At 41.8% G+C, this 17,326-nt stretch carries 11 protein-coding genes; all 11 read left to right on the top strand.

What is annotated here, in order from left to right; genetic code table 11:
* The 11 genes from KZP23_RS22405 to KZP23_RS22355 all read left to right on the top strand — a co-directional run bounded on the left by KZP23_RS22405 (position 1) and on the right by KZP23_RS22355 (position 17,319).
* Complete coding sequence (locus KZP23_RS22405; protein WP_226334024.1) at positions 1-1,899, top strand: RagB/SusD family nutrient uptake outer membrane protein; 1,899 nt, start codon at positions 1-3, stop codon at positions 1,897-1,899.
* A gap of 37 nt (positions 1,900-1,936) precedes the next feature.
* Positions 1,937-4,957, top strand: a complete 3,021-nt coding sequence (locus KZP23_RS22400; RefSeq protein ID WP_226334023.1) for a SusC/RagA family TonB-linked outer membrane protein — start codon at positions 1,937-1,939, stop codon at positions 4,955-4,957.
* An 11-nt stretch (positions 4,958-4,968) separates the two neighbouring features.
* Complete coding sequence (locus KZP23_RS22395) at positions 4,969-6,750, top strand: RagB/SusD family nutrient uptake outer membrane protein (RefSeq protein WP_226334022.1); 1,782 nt, start codon at positions 4,969-4,971, stop codon at positions 6,748-6,750.
* Between the two features lie 52 nt (positions 6,751-6,802).
* Complete coding sequence (locus KZP23_RS22390; RefSeq protein ID WP_226334021.1) at positions 6,803-7,828, top strand: DUF5627 domain-containing protein; 1,026 nt, start codon at positions 6,803-6,805, stop codon at positions 7,826-7,828.
* A gap of 28 nt (positions 7,829-7,856) precedes the next feature.
* Entirely contained in the window at positions 7,857-9,995 is a 2,139-nt protein-coding gene (locus KZP23_RS22385) for an endo-1,4-beta-xylanase (protein ID WP_226334020.1), read from the top strand.
* A 76-nt stretch (positions 9,996-10,071) separates the two neighbouring features.
* Positions 10,072-11,337 carry a cellulase family glycosylhydrolase gene (locus KZP23_RS22380; protein ID WP_226334019.1) on the top strand — a complete coding sequence of 422 codons (1,266 nt, stop codon included), beginning with the start codon at positions 10,072-10,074 and terminating at the stop codon, positions 11,335-11,337.
* 198 nt (positions 11,338-11,535) lie between these two features.
* Positions 11,536-13,155, top strand: coding sequence for a peptidyl-prolyl cis-trans isomerase (locus tag KZP23_RS22375; protein WP_226334018.1), 1,620 nt, complete (start codon positions 11,536-11,538; stop codon positions 13,153-13,155).
* Positions 13,156-13,217: 62 nt separating this feature from the next.
* Positions 13,218-13,610 carry a hypothetical protein gene (locus KZP23_RS22370; protein WP_226334017.1) on the top strand — a complete coding sequence of 131 codons (393 nt, stop codon included), beginning with the start codon at positions 13,218-13,220 and terminating at the stop codon, positions 13,608-13,610.
* A gap of 103 nt (positions 13,611-13,713) precedes the next feature.
* Positions 13,714-14,079: a hypothetical protein gene (locus KZP23_RS22365; RefSeq protein WP_226334016.1), complete on the top strand. Its 366-nt coding sequence runs from the start codon at positions 13,714-13,716 to the stop codon at positions 14,077-14,079.
* Positions 14,080-14,565: 486 nt separating this feature from the next.
* Positions 14,566-15,723, top strand: coding sequence for an endo-1,4-beta-xylanase (locus tag KZP23_RS22360; protein WP_226334015.1), 1,158 nt, complete (start codon positions 14,566-14,568; stop codon positions 15,721-15,723).
* 54 nt (positions 15,724-15,777) lie between these two features.
* A complete protein-coding gene (locus tag KZP23_RS22355; protein ID WP_394370991.1) occupies positions 15,778-17,319 on the top strand; it encodes a glycoside hydrolase family 43 protein in 1,542 nt (513 codons plus the stop codon).
* Positions 17,320-17,326 lie beyond the last annotated feature (7 nt).

The following is a 17,326-nucleotide window of genomic DNA, read 5'->3' as shown; positions in this document are numbered from 1 at the left end:
ATGAACAAATATATAAAACCATTAATGAGGGGATCGATTTGGATAGCGATGTTTTTGATCGTTACCTCTTGCGAAGACTATCTGGAGAGAGCACCGGAATCCATTATTTCAGAGGAACAGGCCTTCCAAAATTTTATCAACTTTCAAGGCTATGTAGAAGAGTTGTATCATTGCGTACCCAATTTTACTTTGTCCGGTTATACCAGTTCCTGGAATTGGGGAGAGGATGAAATCGAGTCCACAGCAGGTACTTTCCATTTATCCTATAATATCGATCGGGGTAACTTTTGGGCCTGGCAGGTAGAAAATGGTGCAGGAAATAATGGGTGGTTGGATGCCTCCTCAGCTAATACGGACAGGAATCATAAAAATAAAGGACTTTGGCCGTTGGCTTGGTATGGTATCCGTAAAGCCAATATGGGATTGGAAAATCTTTCCCTGATGACAGATGCCACTGAAGAAGAACGGAGGTTGATTGAAGGACAGCTATTGTTTTTCAGAGCTTGGTTCCATTTTTCTTTGATCCAATATTTTGGAGGCATGCCTTATATTGATCAAGTTTTGCCGAGTGATGAGCAGTTGACCTTACCACGCTTAAGTTACCATGAATGCGCCGATAGGGTGGCAGAGGACCTGAAAAGAGCAGCAGAATTATTACCTATTGATTGGGATGATACCACGACCGGAAGAAGGACATTGGGTAAAAACCAGCAAAGGATCAATAAAATCATGGCCTTGGGTTATTTGGGTAAAAATTACCTTTGGGCAGGAAGTCCTTTGATGAACTCTGTATCTACAGGAAGTGCAACTTATCATGTAGGATATTGTAAGAAGGCTGCAGATACTTTTGGCCAACTATTACAACTTGTAGAAAGCGGGGAAACCCAATTCGCCTTGCTGCCTTTTGACAAGTACAATGATAATTTTTATACCACAAGTCAAAACTGGGCCTTGCCCGGTGGAACTGAGGCTATATTCAGGTCGGTGTACTACTCTGCCAACGATACCCACTGGCGAATTTCAAAGCAGTATAAACCTACCTTCATGGATGATGGTGATCCGACAAATTTCTATCCTACTGCCAATTATGTTCATGATAATTTTGGGATGGCCAATGGCTTGCCATTACCGGATGACGTAACCCAAGCAGATGCAGAATCAGGGTATGATCCCAACTATCCATGGAAAGATCGTGACCCACGTTTTTATAAGGTGATTGTTTATGATGGTGTAAAAGTGATTCAAGGGGCTATTCCAGATCCAAATCAGGAAGCTAATCGATATGCTAACCTCCATACGGGAGGTAGTTATAGAGAAGTGGTGACAGGAAGCTTATCAGGGTATGCCAATCGTAAGTTTTCTCCACTGACAGCCAATAAATATGATAGGGCCTATGATTGGGGAGTTGCCCTACATATCAATGTACCATATATGAGGCTGGCTGACATCTACCTGATGTATGCAGAGGCCACCTTGATGGGGTATAACAGCATCGCTGCTACTTCTTCGACCTTGGGTAAAACGCCAGTAGAGGCGGTTAATGTGATAAGGGAGCGGGCCGGAATGGTCGGTGTCCATGACAAGTTTTTAGGATCAGTAGATGTGTTTTTACAAGAATTGAGAAGAGAAAGAGCAGTGGAATTGGCTTTTGAAAGACATCGATTTAATGATCTCCGCAGATGGATGCTATTTATCCAGGAGCCTTATACCATCAAAACTTCATTTGAGTTTGATAGGTCAGGGGAATTCAATACCGATGACCCTAGCCAAAACCGCATTGTGAACATGAGGGAGGAAGTGATTATTGAGCGAAATTTTACTTCCAAACATTATTGGTTGCCGCTCAAGCTAGCTGATGTGAGCCTTTATCCTGAATTTAATCAAAATCCGGGATGGTAGTATCAGTTTTTTTGTCCCTTTATAAAAACGAACAAACATGATGAAATATATAAAAATAGCTTTGCTCTGCTGTGCATATATGGTGCTGTTTCCACTGTGCCTTATTGCGCAGGAAACAATGAAAATCAGCATTGATCCGACGATCAAAACAAGTTCAGGCGAACCTGTTCGCGGTGCTATTGTCAAAAGTGACCTGGATGGATACTCAGCAGTGTCTGATAGTTTGGGAACAGTGCATTTGGAAGTAACCTTAAATACCTATTTAGGGGTAGAGGCTCCTGGTTATGAGACCAAAATACTTCAAGCGCATGCTGAACTGGAAGAAATCGTATTATTCCCTTACTTGGAGGGAGAAGAAGTTTTGGTGGCTTTCCAAACCAAGGATAAGAATGATCTGATGGGGGGAGTGTCATCCGTAAACATGCCAGAGATCATGGATAAGAATTATATCACCTATCCATTGGATGGTATGGAAGCTTTTGTAGGTGGATTTAATGGAAATTTATGGGGAAATAGCAGTTATTTGACACTTGTAGATGGCGTTCCCCGTGATATAGGTAGTGTGATGCCTACTGAAATAGCGCAAATATCCTTTTTAAAAGGTGTCAATGCAGTGGCGCTTTATGGAAGCAGAGGAGCGAAAGGAGTTTTGTTGATCACAACCAAACGCGGTGTAGCCAATAAGCAAACGATTGATGTCCGTACTAATATTGGCGTGAACGTACCCAAAAGTTACCCTAAATATTTAGGATCAGCTGAGTACATGAGCCTGTATAATGAAGCCAGGTCAAATGATGGTTTAAGTCCTCTTTATACGGAGGAAGAAATCTTTAATCACGCTTCCGGAAAGAATCCTTATCGCTATCCAAATGTGGATTACTTTTCAGAGGACTACTTGCAAAAAGCCTATACCCGCTATGATGCCACCATGGAAATCCAAGGTGGTAATGAAAGTGCAAGGTATTATACCAATGTAGGCTTTTGGTCTGAAGGATCGGTACTGGATTTTGGTCAGGCTGCAGAAAATGGCAACGAAAGGTTCAATATACGTGGAAATGTGGACCTCAACCTTAACGACTATATTTCTGCCAAGGTAGATGCAGCTGCCATCTTTTATAATGGAAAAGGAATCAATGCCGATTACTGGGGTGGATCCGCTACACTAAGACCTTATCGTTTTGCACCCTTAGTGCCTATTGATATGTTGTCTCCTGATGATGAGACTGCCCAGAATTATGTTCAGAACAGCCAACATTTGATCGGCGGGAAGTATTTGTTGGGAGGGACCCAGCTGGATCAAACCAATCCCATTGCCGGAAGTTATGCAGGTGGATCGTCAAAATATACAAGTAGGCAGTTCCAGTTTAATGCCGGCCTAAATGCGGATTTAAGAAATGTATTAGAGGGTCTTTCCTTCAGTTCACTTTTTGGACTGGACTATGCCACTTCTTATAACCTTTCATTCAATAATGACTATGCTGTTTACCAGCCTAGGTGGACGAATTATAACGGGATGGATGAAATTGCCGGCTTGACCAGATATGGACAGGATGCCAGCTCCAAAACCCAAAATATCAGCAATAACTGGTTTAGACAGACCCTGTCATTTTCTGGTCAATTGAATTACCAGAAAAGCATCGATAATAAACACCATATCTCTGCGATGTTGGTTGCCAATGGTTTTCAGACGGGTGAGTCCGGGATCTATCATAAGGTGAGTAATGCCAATCTTGGAATCCACGGTAGTTATCACTATAAATCAAAGTATTACCTGGATTTCAGCGGAGCGATGATCCATAGTGCCAAATTGGCCCCGGATAACCGTAAAGCTTTTTCCCCTACTTTGGCCCTGGGATGGAGACTTAGTGAGGAGGACTTTTTGGCTTCCTCTTCCGTGGTGGATGACCTGAAATTATCAGTGTCAGGAGGTATACTTCATACCGATCTGGACATTGATGAATATTACCTATATGAAGGTATATACACGGATGAAGGCTCTTGGTATGAGTGGAAAGATGGTTTGAACAATTACGCTACAGATGTAAGGAGAGGACAAAATTATGACCTAGGACTCCCAAAAAGAGAGGAAATCAGTGTAGGACTGGATGCTTCCTTGTTTGATAGATTGTTGACATTGAATGGTTCCGTCTTTGTCAGTAAAATGACCGGGTTGTTCCTTCAGGATAGTAATATATACCCTAGCTATTTTGAAACAGGCTGGCCGATCTCTTCATGGATACCTTATGTGAATTATAATAATGACGAAAGAAGAGGATTTGATTTTCAATTGAACTTGAACAAACGGATTGGACAGGTGGATTGGAGTTTAGGTTTCTCAGGTATTTATTATGATACCAAAGCATCCAAAAGGTCAGAAAATTTTGAGTTTGATTACCAAACTAGAGTTGGAAAACCCTTGGATGGTATTTGGGGACTACAGAGCTTGGGCTTTTTCTCTGGGATAGATGATATAGAAAACTCCCCAGAACAAGCTTTTGGAGAAGTAAAACCGGGAGATATCAAATACAAAGACCAAAACAATGATGGTATTATTAATGCCCAAGACGAGGTATATCTTGGTAGAGGAGGTCGGTCTGGTGCCCCATTGACCATGGGCATTAACCTATCAGCCAAATATAAAAACTTCACCTTTTTTGCTTTGGGAACTGCCCGCACTGGAGCCTATGCCATGAAGACCAATAATTACTTCTGGGTCAATGGGGATGACAAGTACTCTGAAGAGGTGAGGGGTAGATGGACAGAAGCTACAAAGAGTACGGCTACCTTCCCACGTCTGACCACATTAAATGGAGCCAACAACTTCCGTAATTCGGATTTTTGGATGTACAGTACCAATCGTTTTGATTTAACAAGGGTGCAAGTTTCCTATTCATTCCCTAGCAGTCTATTTGGCCAGCGGTTCTTGAAGGGGATGGACATCTATGCCAATGGTGCAAATCTACTGACCATAGCCCCAAACAGGGATATTTTGGAGATGAATATTGGCAGTGCCCCGCAGACCAGGTTTTATAATATTGGTGTTAAAGCGAAATTTTAACAAGACCCAAAATGAACATGAGAATAAATCTTAAAATAGCAGCTATCATTACAGGATTAGTGGCTTTGACAAGCTGTAGTGATTTAATTGATCCGGCATTGGAGAATATCCAAAGCAAGGAACTGATAAGGGAAAGACCGGGTATGATACAGGGGCTATTGTTGAATGCCTATTTAAGGATTCCTACCAATGGTTATAATTTCAGTGAAATGGCGACTGATGATGCTGTCAGTAATGACCTTAATAGTGGCTTTTTGAATATGGCTACTGGTCAGTGGGCATCGAATAACAATCCAGTGGACCGGTGGTCTTCCGCCAATTCAGCTATACAGTACCTCAATGAGATGTTATTGGAGGTAGGCAATACACAATATGCCTCCAATCCCAATGTCAACCAAATGTTTTTGGACCGTTTGACTGGTGAAACCTATGGTTTGAGAGCCCTTTTTATGTATTACCTCTTACAGGCCCATGGAGGTATCTCAGGTGGTGAATTATTGGGAGTGCCCATTTTCTTGGAACCACAATCTGTAGATTCAGATTTTAATATTCCAAGGGCCACTTTCGATGCCTGTATGGAACAGCTTTATGCAGATATTAATAAAGCCTTGGAGTTACTGCCTATGGATTATTATAATATCAGTAATGAGGGAATGATCCCTTCAAAGTATAGGGAATTCGGAGCGCAGGTCAGTGAGTATAACAGGGTGTTTGGAGACGATGCCAAACAATTGGTTTCTGGAAGAATTGTTATGGCCATCAGGGCACAGGCAGCCTTGTTGGCGGCCAGCCCATCTTTTAACCTTGACAATGACCAGACCAAATGGGAAGATGCCGCTACCTATGCAGGAAGTTTATTGAATGATATCGGAGGGGTAAGCGGACTGGATCCCAATGGCGTGACCTGGTATAATAATACAGGGGTCATTGATGCTTTGGGAGCAGGAAACAATCCTCCTGAAATTCTTTGGAGGGGATCTATAGGTGGTCCTACCAATAACTTGGAAACACAGAACTTTCCTCCAACGCTTTATGGAGAAGGGTTGGTCAATCCAACCCAAAATTTGGTGGATGCCTTTCCTATGGCAAATGGTTATCCTATATCAGATCCGGCCTCAGGATATACGGAGGATACACCTTATGCCAACAGGGACCCAAGGTTGGCCCAATTCATTTTGCTGAATGGAAGCACTGCTGGACCATCAGGGACTACGATCAATACGGCATTGGACTCAGACACCAATGATGGGCTGAACAAGGTAGAATCATCTACCCGTACAGGCTATTATATGCGCAAACTGCTACGTCAGGATGTAAACCTTGATCCTGTAGCCAATACAAGCCAAAGACACCTTCAACCTAGAATGCGGTATACAGAATTCTTCCTGATTTATGCTGAGGCTGCCAATGAAGCTTGGGGGCCGATGGCTAGTGGATCTTTTGGGTTTTCGGCCTATGATGTAATCAAGGCCATCCGGGAGCGTGCAGGAATAGGCATGGATAATGGAGATGCTTATTTAGAGTCGATCAAAAGCGACCAAGCAGCCATGAGAGAATTGATCCGTAATGAACGTCGCTTGGAATTGTCCTTTGAGGGATTCCGCTTTTGGGATTTGCGTAGATGGAAATTGGACTTGACCGAGACCGCTCAAGGAATGCGCATAGAAAATGAAGATCAATTTTCTGTCATCAATGTGGAAAATCGGGTTTATCAGGATTATATGATTTATGGTCCGGTACCTTATGGCGAGCGTTTGAAATTCAGTGCGCTTCAACAGAATACCGGTTGGTAATTGATATGAAAGCTAAGAACAATTGGTTGTAAGAGAATTAAAAGCAAAAACAATGAAAAAGATACCATATATATTGATAGCGATTGTCTTGATATTTTCATCTTGCGAGAATGAGGATTGGGAATTCCCGGACTTTGATTACCAAACGGTATACTTCGCTTACCAATTTCCTGTCCGTACGATCACTATGGGGGAGGATATTTTTGACACTTCCCTAGACAATGAAGGGAAGTTTAAATTGATGGTGACCACCGGCGGAGTATATTCTTCTCCAAATGATGTGTCTGTGCAGATCGAGGTGGACGAATCATTGGCCGAGGGACTGTTATTTGAAGAGGGAGGAGATGAAATAGAAGTCTTGTCTTCAGAATATTATCAGTTAAGTTCTGAAACGGTGACCATACCACGTGGAGAGATTGCAGGAGGGGTTGAGGTACAGCTGACCGGGGCCTTTTTCAATGATCCTAGGGCCATAAAAAAGACCTTTGTACTACCTGTAAAGATTACTGGAGTAGCCAATGCGGACTCTGTTTTGTCTGGAGTTCCGGTGGTAGAAGACCCCAAGAGGGCCATTGCGGAAGACTGGTTCCCTGCACCCAAGGACTTTACATTGTATGCTGTTAAATACGTAAATGAATGGCACGGAAATTATCTGCGCAGAGGAAAAGATATAATCACTGGAAAAGACGGTGTGATCATCGATGAAACCATTATTAGACATGAAGAAAATGTGGAGGATGACGAAATCAATGAGTTGCTTACCCAGTCTCTTTCTGAAGTGGTGTTTCCATTAACGCTAACAGGGGAAGGTGGAGAAAATATTACAGCTGATCTATTGTTGACTTTTGATGATCAGGGTAACTGCACAGTTTCTGCCGCAAATGATGGTTATACAGCATCTGGAAGTGGAAAATTCGTAAAGGATGGTGAAAAATCCAGTTGGGGAAATCAGGATAGAGATGCGGTTTACTTGGAGTATGAGATTGATTTGCCCCAAATGCAGGTGGCCTCAGTGGATACTTTGGTGCTGAGAGACCGAGGAGTAGGCATGGAGGTATTTAGTCCTGTGCTGAAATAATCTATTGATGAATTAATCCGAGACTAACATGAAAAAAAGATATATCAATATTCTAGGCGGAGTAGCCTTGTCATTAACGGCATCCTGTGTGGATTATGTGTCCACAGATGAATACCAGGTCGAAAAACCGGAAAGTATAGCCCTTCAAGAAGAGCTGAATTCCTATAATACCCTTAAGACATATATAGATAGTATCGCTAATCCAGATTTTATTCTTGGAGGTGCGGTGAGTCAAACTGAATATGCCGATAAGGGTGTTTTGTACCGACTGATCAATAGTAATTTCCAAGAAATCACTGCGGGATATGGTATGAAGCATGGAGCAGTGGTACAATCCGATGGAAGTCTGAGCATGGATGCCGTCAATGCCATGTACCAAGCGGCAGCAGAGGCCGGAACTTCGATTTATGGTCATACCCTCTGTTGGCATGCCAACCAAAATGCGGCCTACTTGAATGGGCTGTTGGAGCCGCTTGTGGTGAATTCACCTGCTTTTGCCAATGAGTTGGACCTGAGCGGACTTATGGCAGGAGATCTTGCTGGCTTTTCTACTAATGGTGATGTATCCATCATCGAGAATGAAGGCATGGGAGAAGGAACGTCCGCCATTAAATTGACTGCTGGTGCCAGTGTGTCTTCACCAGGAGACCTTCAGTTCGTTATCCCCGGTATTCCTTCTGAGGCAGGAATGGAGTATGAAATCGTAGCCTATATCAAATCAGATATACCAGGTGAGGGTAGGATCAGTTTTGAAGGATTGGAGAATAATGAGCCCGAGGTAGATTGGATGGGGACAGGAACGGCTTCGGCTACTTTCCAAACTTCTATGTCCTGGAAGGAAATCAGGTTTAGCCTAAGTGATTTTCAAGGAGATTCCTTCAAATTGAAGTTTGATATGGGATATGCCCCAGGGGTTACCTATTACTTGGATATAAATAACTTATATGTTTATGATCCTAATGGAGAACCTGCGATCAATAACCTAGTGGGGGACGGAGATTTTGAATCCGGTACAGGCTGGGGAGGCTGGGGCAATAACTCCACCCGTGGTATTACCGAGGATGGAATGGGATTTGGCGGAGAAGGCAAAGCCTTTTTTGTCACTAACCCTTCTGTAACCGGAGGCTTCTGGGAAGTACAGACCGTATATAATTTTGCTGAGCCGCTTGAGAATGGAGAATCCTATAAATTGAGCTTTTGGGTAAAAGGTGACGCTGAGGGGATCATCCGTCCTGAACTACAAAGCCCTAATTATTCTTCCAATGGTTTTGGCCAGGTGATGGTCACCAGAGAATGGCAGCAGGTTGAACTGACTACTACGGCAACTGCTGATGATAGGGAGCGGCTTATTATAAGTTATGGGGAATATGCCGGTACGGTGTACATTGACAATGTGGTCCTGAGCAGTGCCTCCCTTTCTGGTGGAAGTACTACTTTGGTACAGAAAACACCTGAGGAAAAGGAATCGATCATCTCAGGAGAGTTGGAAAGATGGATATCAGGAATGGTCACCAACAGTGCCGAACATGTAAAAGCCTGGGATGTGGTCAATGAACCGATGGATGATAACAACCCGTCTGAACTGAAAACCGGCATTGGAAATTCAGATATGGCCGCGGATCATTTTTATTGGCAAGATTACCTGGGCAAGGATTATGCGGTCAAAGCCTTTCAGTGGGCCAGGGAAAATGGCAATCCGGATGACCTCCACTTTATCAATGATTATAACCTGGAATATAATCTGGACAAATGTCAGGGACTCATTGATTACGTAGCTTATCTGGAAAGCCAAGGTGCTCAGATAGACGGTATCGGTACGCAAATGCACATTGGCATTGATTCCAATAAGCAAAATATTGCCATAATGTTTGAAATGCTGGCGGCAACAGGAAAACTGATCAAAGTTTCTGAATTGGATGTACGGGTAAATTCAACCAACCCTACACCGGAAATGCTGGAGCAACAAGCGGAGATGTACAAATATGTGGTGGAAACCTATAACGAGTATGTTCCGAAAGCACAGCGCTATGGCATTACGGTATGGGGCATTACAGACAGTCCTGATGATGCCTCATGGCTGCCAGGAGAGCGTCAGGGACTTTGGGATCTTAATTTTAACCGAAAACCAGCCTATGTTGGTTTTGTAGAAGGACTTCAAGGATTATAGATAGGGGTTGAGCCGGTGATAAGCCTCTTGGCTATCACTGGCTTTTTTTTCTGTCATAAATTAGACTTTGCTTCCTATGAATATAAAAAATGCCACTTATGTGGGCGGAATTATCATGTTATGGCTTTTTTTTGGGTGTAGCACGACCGATGATCCTTTTCCAGATCAGAAGGAAAAGGAAGAAGAGGATGAAGTTTTAGCCATCTCTTGGCCCAAGCCGATACAGCCACTACATGTAGAAGGTAGGTTTTTGAAGGATCCCTGTGGTAATTCTGTGAACCTTCATGGAGTGGCCATGACCCCAAGTCCCTGGTTCAATGGGGGACATGTAGGGGAATGGCGATGGAACAATTATGATGTGGAAGGATGTCTGGCCTATAACAAGTCCGTGATGGATAAACTTTCCGCCGGTGATGAAGATGGATGGTACCTGAATTATGTCCGCTTGCATATCGATCCTTATTGGTCCAATACACCTGGTGAACCTATTCCGGAAAATGACATTTCCCGATTTAATTTTGACCGCTTTGTTACGGCTGTGGATAAGGTGATCGTGCCTTTGATTGAGCATGCCAAGTCCAGAGGGATGTATATCATACTGCGCCCTCCTGGGGTCTGTCCGCATGAAATTGCCGTAGGAGATGAGTATTATGATTACTTGATGACCATTTGGGACCATGTTTCCCAGCATCCTGACCTGAAAAATACAGACCATGTGATGTTTGAATTAGCCAATGAGCCGGTACATATTTTGGGCACGAATGGTGAATATGGTAGCGATACGCCGGCCCATTATGAGGCTTTACAACAGTTCTTCCAGCCGATTGTAGATAAGATCAGGGACAATGGGGCGGGAAACATCCTTTGGATACCCGGTTCGGGATATCAATCCCACTACCGGGGATTTGCCGATTACCCTATTGTGGGAGAAAATATCGGCTATGCCGTCCACCTATATCCCGGTTACTGGGGACAGGACCTCAATGACCCCACTGCCTTACGGCAACAGTGGGAAAGGAATTTTAAACCTGTAGCTGATTTTGCGCCTATAGCGGTGACGGAAATTGATTGGGCACCGGAGCAATATGGTGTATGGGGAAAAGGAGGCATTACCGGTACGGCCAATGGTTGGGGCTTTGGCGCCAATTTCAAGTTGTTGGCTGATGAAACGGGAAATGTCAGTTGGAACCTACTGGCTCCAGAAAACCTGATCGACCGGGGAGACCCCGAAGGAGGTATTGCTTATGATGCTGATCCGGATGCCTGCGCCAAACCGGTGCATCAATGGTTTCGGGAGTATGCGGAGGAATTGGAGCTATGTGAGGGTACAGCAGGAGAATAATTGTAAGGAAAATTTTGGTCTGTCTTAAATAGACAGTTGAAAGAACGAATTAAGACAGTTCTAATTCTATACTATTTGGAGAATTTGGCATACAATGAAGGTGAGTGGCTCGGGGCGTATTTACAGGGTTTTGTAGCTCCTGCCACTTCCTCATTGCCATAAGAAATTAAGCTTACAAAATAACAATCTTTTTATCTGATGAAATCTGGTTTTATAATTCTTTCATTACTCATTTTGCTAGGTGCCGCTTGTGACCGGAAGCACGATAAAGTATTGCTTCAAATTGGATCTTATACGTTGACTGCCAATGAATATGAGTCCATTAAAAAAAATGAAAAGTATAGTCAATTATCCACAGAGCAATTACATGAACGCTTACTGGAAGAAGGGTTGATTTTGGCTTATGCATTGGATCACCAGTATGATACAATAAAGCAAATAGCCAAGCAACTGGAATATATTCAACGCTTTTACGCTTCAACTGTAGAAGGCTATGTTTGGAATAGAAAGGTGAAGCCACATCTCAAGGTCAGTGAAGAAGCACTTCAAAAGGCCTATAAGCGCAGAAATGTAGGGTATGATATAGAGGTGATACTTATTCCTACGAGGGAAATGCTTTTGGAATACCTAGATCCGGAAGTAAAAGTAAATACTGTTGAAGGTTTTAACAGACTAAAGGAAGAGGTGGATGCGGATGAAAGGATTAAAAATTATACTTACACATCCCATTACCCATTTAACCCAATGGGGATATACCTTGAAAATTTGGCCCAATTAAATATTGGGGATGTTATTGGGCCATTGGAGACTTTAAATGGATTCTTTATTGTCCATATCTCCGACTCGAAAAGAACACCTTTAAGGCCATATGAGCAAGAAAAGTCCGTTATTGAGCAGGATTTACTTTTTGGTTTGAAAGAAAAGTACATATGGGAAAGCCAACAGCGGATTTTTGAGGAGGCAAATCCTATTATGCATGAACAGGCGATTGTGGATATGGCTGCCATGTTTGATCCGGATAATAAAAATTGGCCAGGGGTAGATCCTGAATCTGTATTGATGGAATACAGGTTTGAGGGGGAGAATATTCCCTATACGGCAAGCAATTTTATGGAATTTGCCCGACATCAGCCTGTATTTAAGGGCCTATTATCAAATCATAATGATATGAAAAAGATGATGGGCAGCTTTTTAATTGGTAAATACCTGCTTCAAGAAGCGAAAGACATGGGGATGGAAGGGGATGAGGAGTATTTACAGTGGATTAAGAACAGGACAAATGGGGTTTTTGTACACCATTTTAAGCGGAAAAAAATCTTACCGGAGTTGAAAGTGTCAGATGATGAACTGAAAGCATATTATGATAGCAATTCCGAAAAATTCCAGTGTTTTGGTGAGGCGAAGATCAAGGTTTATAAGCATGCTGATTATCAACAGGCCATGGAAAGCCGGCAATTGTTGCAGGAGCAAATCCAATTTGATAAAAAAAGAACAAAAGAAAGTATAGCTGAATTAGAGATCATAGAGATTGAAATGCCTAATGAGCATTATAGTGTGCCAATTATAGAGGCTGTAATCAAGCAAAGTTCCGGGGAATTGTCCATGCCCGTCAAAGTAGGAGAGTCCTTTTGGTTGGTCAAATTGCTGTCTAAATCCGGCACATCTACTATTCCTTTCCAATTAGTTCAGCATCAAATTCAAAATAACTTATTGAAAGAAAAAGAGAGCAAAATACGTGGTCAGCAAATAACTTTATTGAAAGAGACTTACCCGATTAGTATCAATCTATTGGAGTCACAAGTGGCCACATTAAAATAAGAAAGTCAATTGATCAATATATAGAGGAAGTTAAATGAATTAATAACAACTAAAACCTAAAAATGATGAAAAAGTTAATCTTAATGTTTGCTATGGTGTTCATGGCCTTTTCTAGCAGTTTTGCATATAATAATGAGGAAATGGTTGAAGCCTATTATTCGAACAATACATTTGATTCTAAGAATGTGAATATTAATTCATATAGCACATTCAATTTAAGTTATAGTATTGAGAGGGTAAGTAGTGGGGCTCCCAATTATGATTTTAATGGTCGGGTCGCAGTTAAAAATAACGGAGTTACTATATTTAGTAAGGAGGTTGATTTAGTTGGATCGCCTGGATTTTATTATGAGCAAGGTAGTAATTTATCTTTTGGCTGGAATCATTGGGGTACAATTACAATTGAAGCCGAAGCTATTTCCAATGTACGTTCTTATGCGATTTTAATGTGGTAGGAGTTGACATAATATTTAAAATTATCATATAAAAAGTAAATTTTAATAATTTGATCAATTGACTTTATTCTTGTTATAATAAACTTTAACAACTAAATCTAAAATGATGAAAAAGTTAATCTTAATGTTTGCTATGGTATTCATGGCCTTTTCAAGCAGTTTTGCTTATGATAATGGTATTGGTGTAATGGCTACACCATATGTAAATTCAGATTCTCAAACGGCTACTATTAACCAGTATTGTGATATTGAATTTTCCTATGTGATCCATAGGGCTGATCCAAATTATTTGTATTCAGGAAGTGTGTTTTTGAGACAAGGTGGAGCTTATATTGCGGGCACTGAAATTATTGGAAGTAATGATTCAAATTATAATAGTGATACAAAAGTACTGACGAGACAATGGTATACTTTAACGTTGACATCTACCGCTAGTAATGGTTATGCTCATGGCCTTTTGTATTGGTAATGAAATTGTAAGAATAGTTTAACGAGTTAGAAATGGTTGTTTACTTGATCATTTGATAATTGCCCGGCCATTTAGGCCGGGCTTTAAATAGATATCCATTATTTTCAAATTGATCATAACTATTTAACTTATTAATATTCAGATTCTTGTCTTAAACGAACCATTGTTGGGCTTATGTGTGAAATACTAAACCTGTAAAGGTGAAATAACCTGTGTTTTAATAAATAAATAACGATTTATAAGTGCAATGATTCTCGTTAAGTCATTGATAAATAATATGTTGGGATGTTGTTGTGAAGTTTGAATCAACTCTAGTTGCTTTTATCTTTGATTTAAGATAGTTAGTTTTCATTAACCCAAAAAAATATCGACCATGCCTTAATCTATCTCCCTCATATTGCTGAATATATAGCTTGATTTCGCATCCTTAATTAGTCTTGGCTAATAGCATAGCCACTTTCAATTAACAATATAATAACCACTAATATGCAGTTTCGATCCACCCTACATCAATTTATACCCGTCCTGATCGGTTTCATTTGTTTGAGCCTTTTGGCCTGCAGTACTTCGGGAGAATCCATAAATAGAAATCCTGTTGTTTTAAAAGATACTTTTCAAGAGAAGTTTGTAATGGGTACAGCCCTAAATGCATGGCAAATAACCGGCAGGGATACCTCTTCCATTCAAATTGCAAAAGAACATTTCAGCGGTATTGTCGCTGAAAACATCATGAAAAGCGGTCGGATACAGCCACGTGAGGGGGAGTTTAATTTTGATCTGGCTGATCAGTTTGTGGAATTTGGGGAAGAAAACAATATGCAGATCCATGGGCATACGCTTATTTGGCATTCTCAGGCTCCCAGATGGTTCTTTACCGATGAAGAGGGGAATGAGGTGTCACCAGAATTGCTGACTGAGCGAATGCGCAAGCACATCTATACTGTTGTGGGCCGATATAAAGGTCGGGTGCATTCCTGGGATGTGGTCAATGAGGCCATATTGGATGATGGAAGCTATAGAAAGAGCAAGTTTCATCAAATTTTAGGCAAGGACTTTATCAAACTGGCCTTTCAGTTTGCTCATGAAGCTGATCCGGATGCAGAACTGTATTATAATGATTTTTCTATGTCCCAAGCAGGTAAACGGGAAGGTGTGGTCAAGATGGTAAAAGAACTTCAAGAGGAAGGTATTCGAATAGATGGTATAGGTATGCAGGGACATATCAGCTTAGAACATCCGGAAATTGAAGCGTTCGAAAAGAGCATGCTCGCCTTTTCTGATTTAGGAGTGCAGGTCATGGTTACCGAATTGGATCTTTCTGTGCTTCCTTCCCCATGGAGAAATAGGGAAGCGGGAGCCAATATTTCGGATAATGCGGATTATGAAGATCGGATGAATCCCTACAAAGATGGTTTGCCAGATAGTGTGTCGCAGGCTTTTGATAAACGATACTTGGAATTTTTTGAGCTTTTCCTGAAACACCAGGATAAGGTTTCCAGGGTTACCCTATGGGGGGTAAATGATAGTAATTCTTGGAAAAACAATTGGCCGGTGAGGGGTAGGAAAGACTATCCTTTGCTTTTTGACAGGGAAAATAAAGCAAAGCCCATAGTTGAAAAACTGATAAATCTTGCCAAGCAATAAATGTTATATAAGCTTTAGTGTCAAATGAGAGAATTTAAAAAATCATTTACTGTGATGAATTTTGTGGTGGCTTTTTTTATTGGCCATACTGCGGTGTCACAGGATCAAGGCGCAAAAAACCCTATCATCCATGCGGATGTACCGGATATGTCCATGATTCGAGTTGGTGATACTTATTATATGAGTAGCACCACCATGCACATGAATCCTGGTGTTCCGGTCATGAAGTCAAAGGATTTGTCCAATTGGGAATTGATTAATTATGCTTATGATCAATTGGGAGAAGTAGATGCCCTCAACATGGAAAATGGGAAAAATGCATATGGGGCTGGCTCTTGGGCAAGCTGTTTGAGATTTCATGAAGGGACTTATTACCTCAGTACTTTTTCTTCCACCACAGGCAAGACCTATATTTTTACCACCAATGATATGGAAGAAGGTTCATGGAAAACACATTCCTTTTCTCCTTCCTATCATGACCATACTTTATTTTTTGATGAGGATGGTAAAATTTATATGATATGGGGGGGAGGAAAGCTCCATATGGTAGAGTTAAAATCGGATTTATCAGGAGTCAAGCCCGGTACGGAAAGGGTGTTGATAGAAAATGCTACTGCTCCATCTGGGCCCAATGTGATGCTCCCGGCAGAAGGATCACAATTGTTCAAGGTAAATGGGAAGTATTACCTTTTTAATATCTCTTGGCCCCAAGGCGGGATGCGTACGGTCATTGTCCATAGAGCTGATCAGATAACCGGGCCCTATGAGGGAAAGGTCATGTTGCAGGACAAAGGAGTCGCTCAGGGAGGTTTGATCGATACGCCAAGTGGTGAGTGGTATGCTTATCTTTTCCGTGACAATGGAGCTGTTGGAAGAATACCCTATCTGGTACCAGTGGAATGGAAAAATGGCTGGCCGGTACTGGGAGAGGAAGGGAAGGTGCCAGATCAGTTGGATCTTCCTGTCAATGGAAGCCTGATTCCTGGTATTGTTGCTTCAGACGATTTTGACCGGAAAAGGAAAGACAAGGACTTGCCTTTGGTCTGGCAGTGGAACCATAATCCCGATCCGGCCTATTGGTCAGTTAGGGAAAGAAAAGGATACCTGCGCTTAACCACAGCAAGGGTGGATGCTTCTCTTATCGAAGCTAAAAATATTCTGACCCAGCGGACCATAGGCCCAAAATGTACAGGTGTCACCAAAATTGATTTATCAGGGATGAAGGATGGGGACTTCGCTGGCCTTGCATTGCTCCAGAAACTTTATGGACAGTTGGGGGTGAAAGATGAGAATGGCCAAAAGGTGTTGGTGATGATCAATGCAGATTCCGGAGAGACTAAAGAAATTGAACGAGTCCCACTCAACACAAAGTCTGTTTACCTGAAAGCTATTTGTGATTTTACCGATCGCCGTGATGAAGCCAATTTCTTTTACAGCCTTGATGGCAAAGAATGGAAAGCTATTGGGTCGACACTTCACATGAAGTATACACTTCCTCATTTTATGGGCTATCGCTTTGCCTTGTTCAATTATGCGACCAAATCACCTGGAGGCCATGTAGACTTCGATTACTTTCATATTACTGACCAACCCTAACCAGATT

The sequence above is a fragment of the Echinicola marina genome (assembly GCF_020463795.1).
Taxonomy (GTDB): Bacteria; Bacteroidota; Bacteroidia; order Cytophagales; family Cyclobacteriaceae; genus Echinicola; species Echinicola marina.
This window is presented reverse-complemented; position numbering and strand designations above follow the sequence as displayed.

Excerpts from the sequence above, each read along its gene's own strand:
- KZP23_RS22405 (WP_226334024.1), top strand. The coding sequence starts at position 1 with ATGAACAAATATATAAAACCATTAATGAGGGGATCGATTTGGATAGCG.
- KZP23_RS22400 (WP_226334023.1), top strand. The coding sequence starts at position 1,937 with ATGATGAAATATATAAAAATAGCTTTGCTCTGCTGTGCATATATGGTG.
- KZP23_RS22395 (WP_226334022.1), top strand. The coding sequence starts at position 4,969 with ATGAACATGAGAATAAATCTTAAAATAGCAGCTATCATTACAGGATTA.
- KZP23_RS22390 (WP_226334021.1), top strand. The coding sequence starts at position 6,803 with ATGAAAAAGATACCATATATATTGATAGCGATTGTCTTGATATTTTCA.
- KZP23_RS22385 (WP_226334020.1), top strand. The coding sequence starts at position 7,857 with ATGAAAAAAAGATATATCAATATTCTAGGCGGAGTAGCCTTGTCATTA.
- KZP23_RS22380 (WP_226334019.1), top strand. The coding sequence starts at position 10,072 with ATGAATATAAAAAATGCCACTTATGTGGGCGGAATTATCATGTTATGG.
- KZP23_RS22375 (WP_226334018.1), top strand. The coding sequence starts at position 11,536 with ATGAAATCTGGTTTTATAATTCTTTCATTACTCATTTTGCTAGGTGCC.
- KZP23_RS22370 (WP_226334017.1), top strand. The coding sequence starts at position 13,218 with ATGATGAAAAAGTTAATCTTAATGTTTGCTATGGTGTTCATGGCCTTT.
- KZP23_RS22365 (WP_226334016.1), top strand. The coding sequence starts at position 13,714 with ATGATGAAAAAGTTAATCTTAATGTTTGCTATGGTATTCATGGCCTTT.
- KZP23_RS22360 (WP_226334015.1), top strand. The coding sequence starts at position 14,566 with ATGCAGTTTCGATCCACCCTACATCAATTTATACCCGTCCTGATCGGT.
- KZP23_RS22355 (WP_394370991.1), top strand. The coding sequence starts at position 15,778 with ATGAATTTTGTGGTGGCTTTTTTTATTGGCCATACTGCGGTGTCACAG.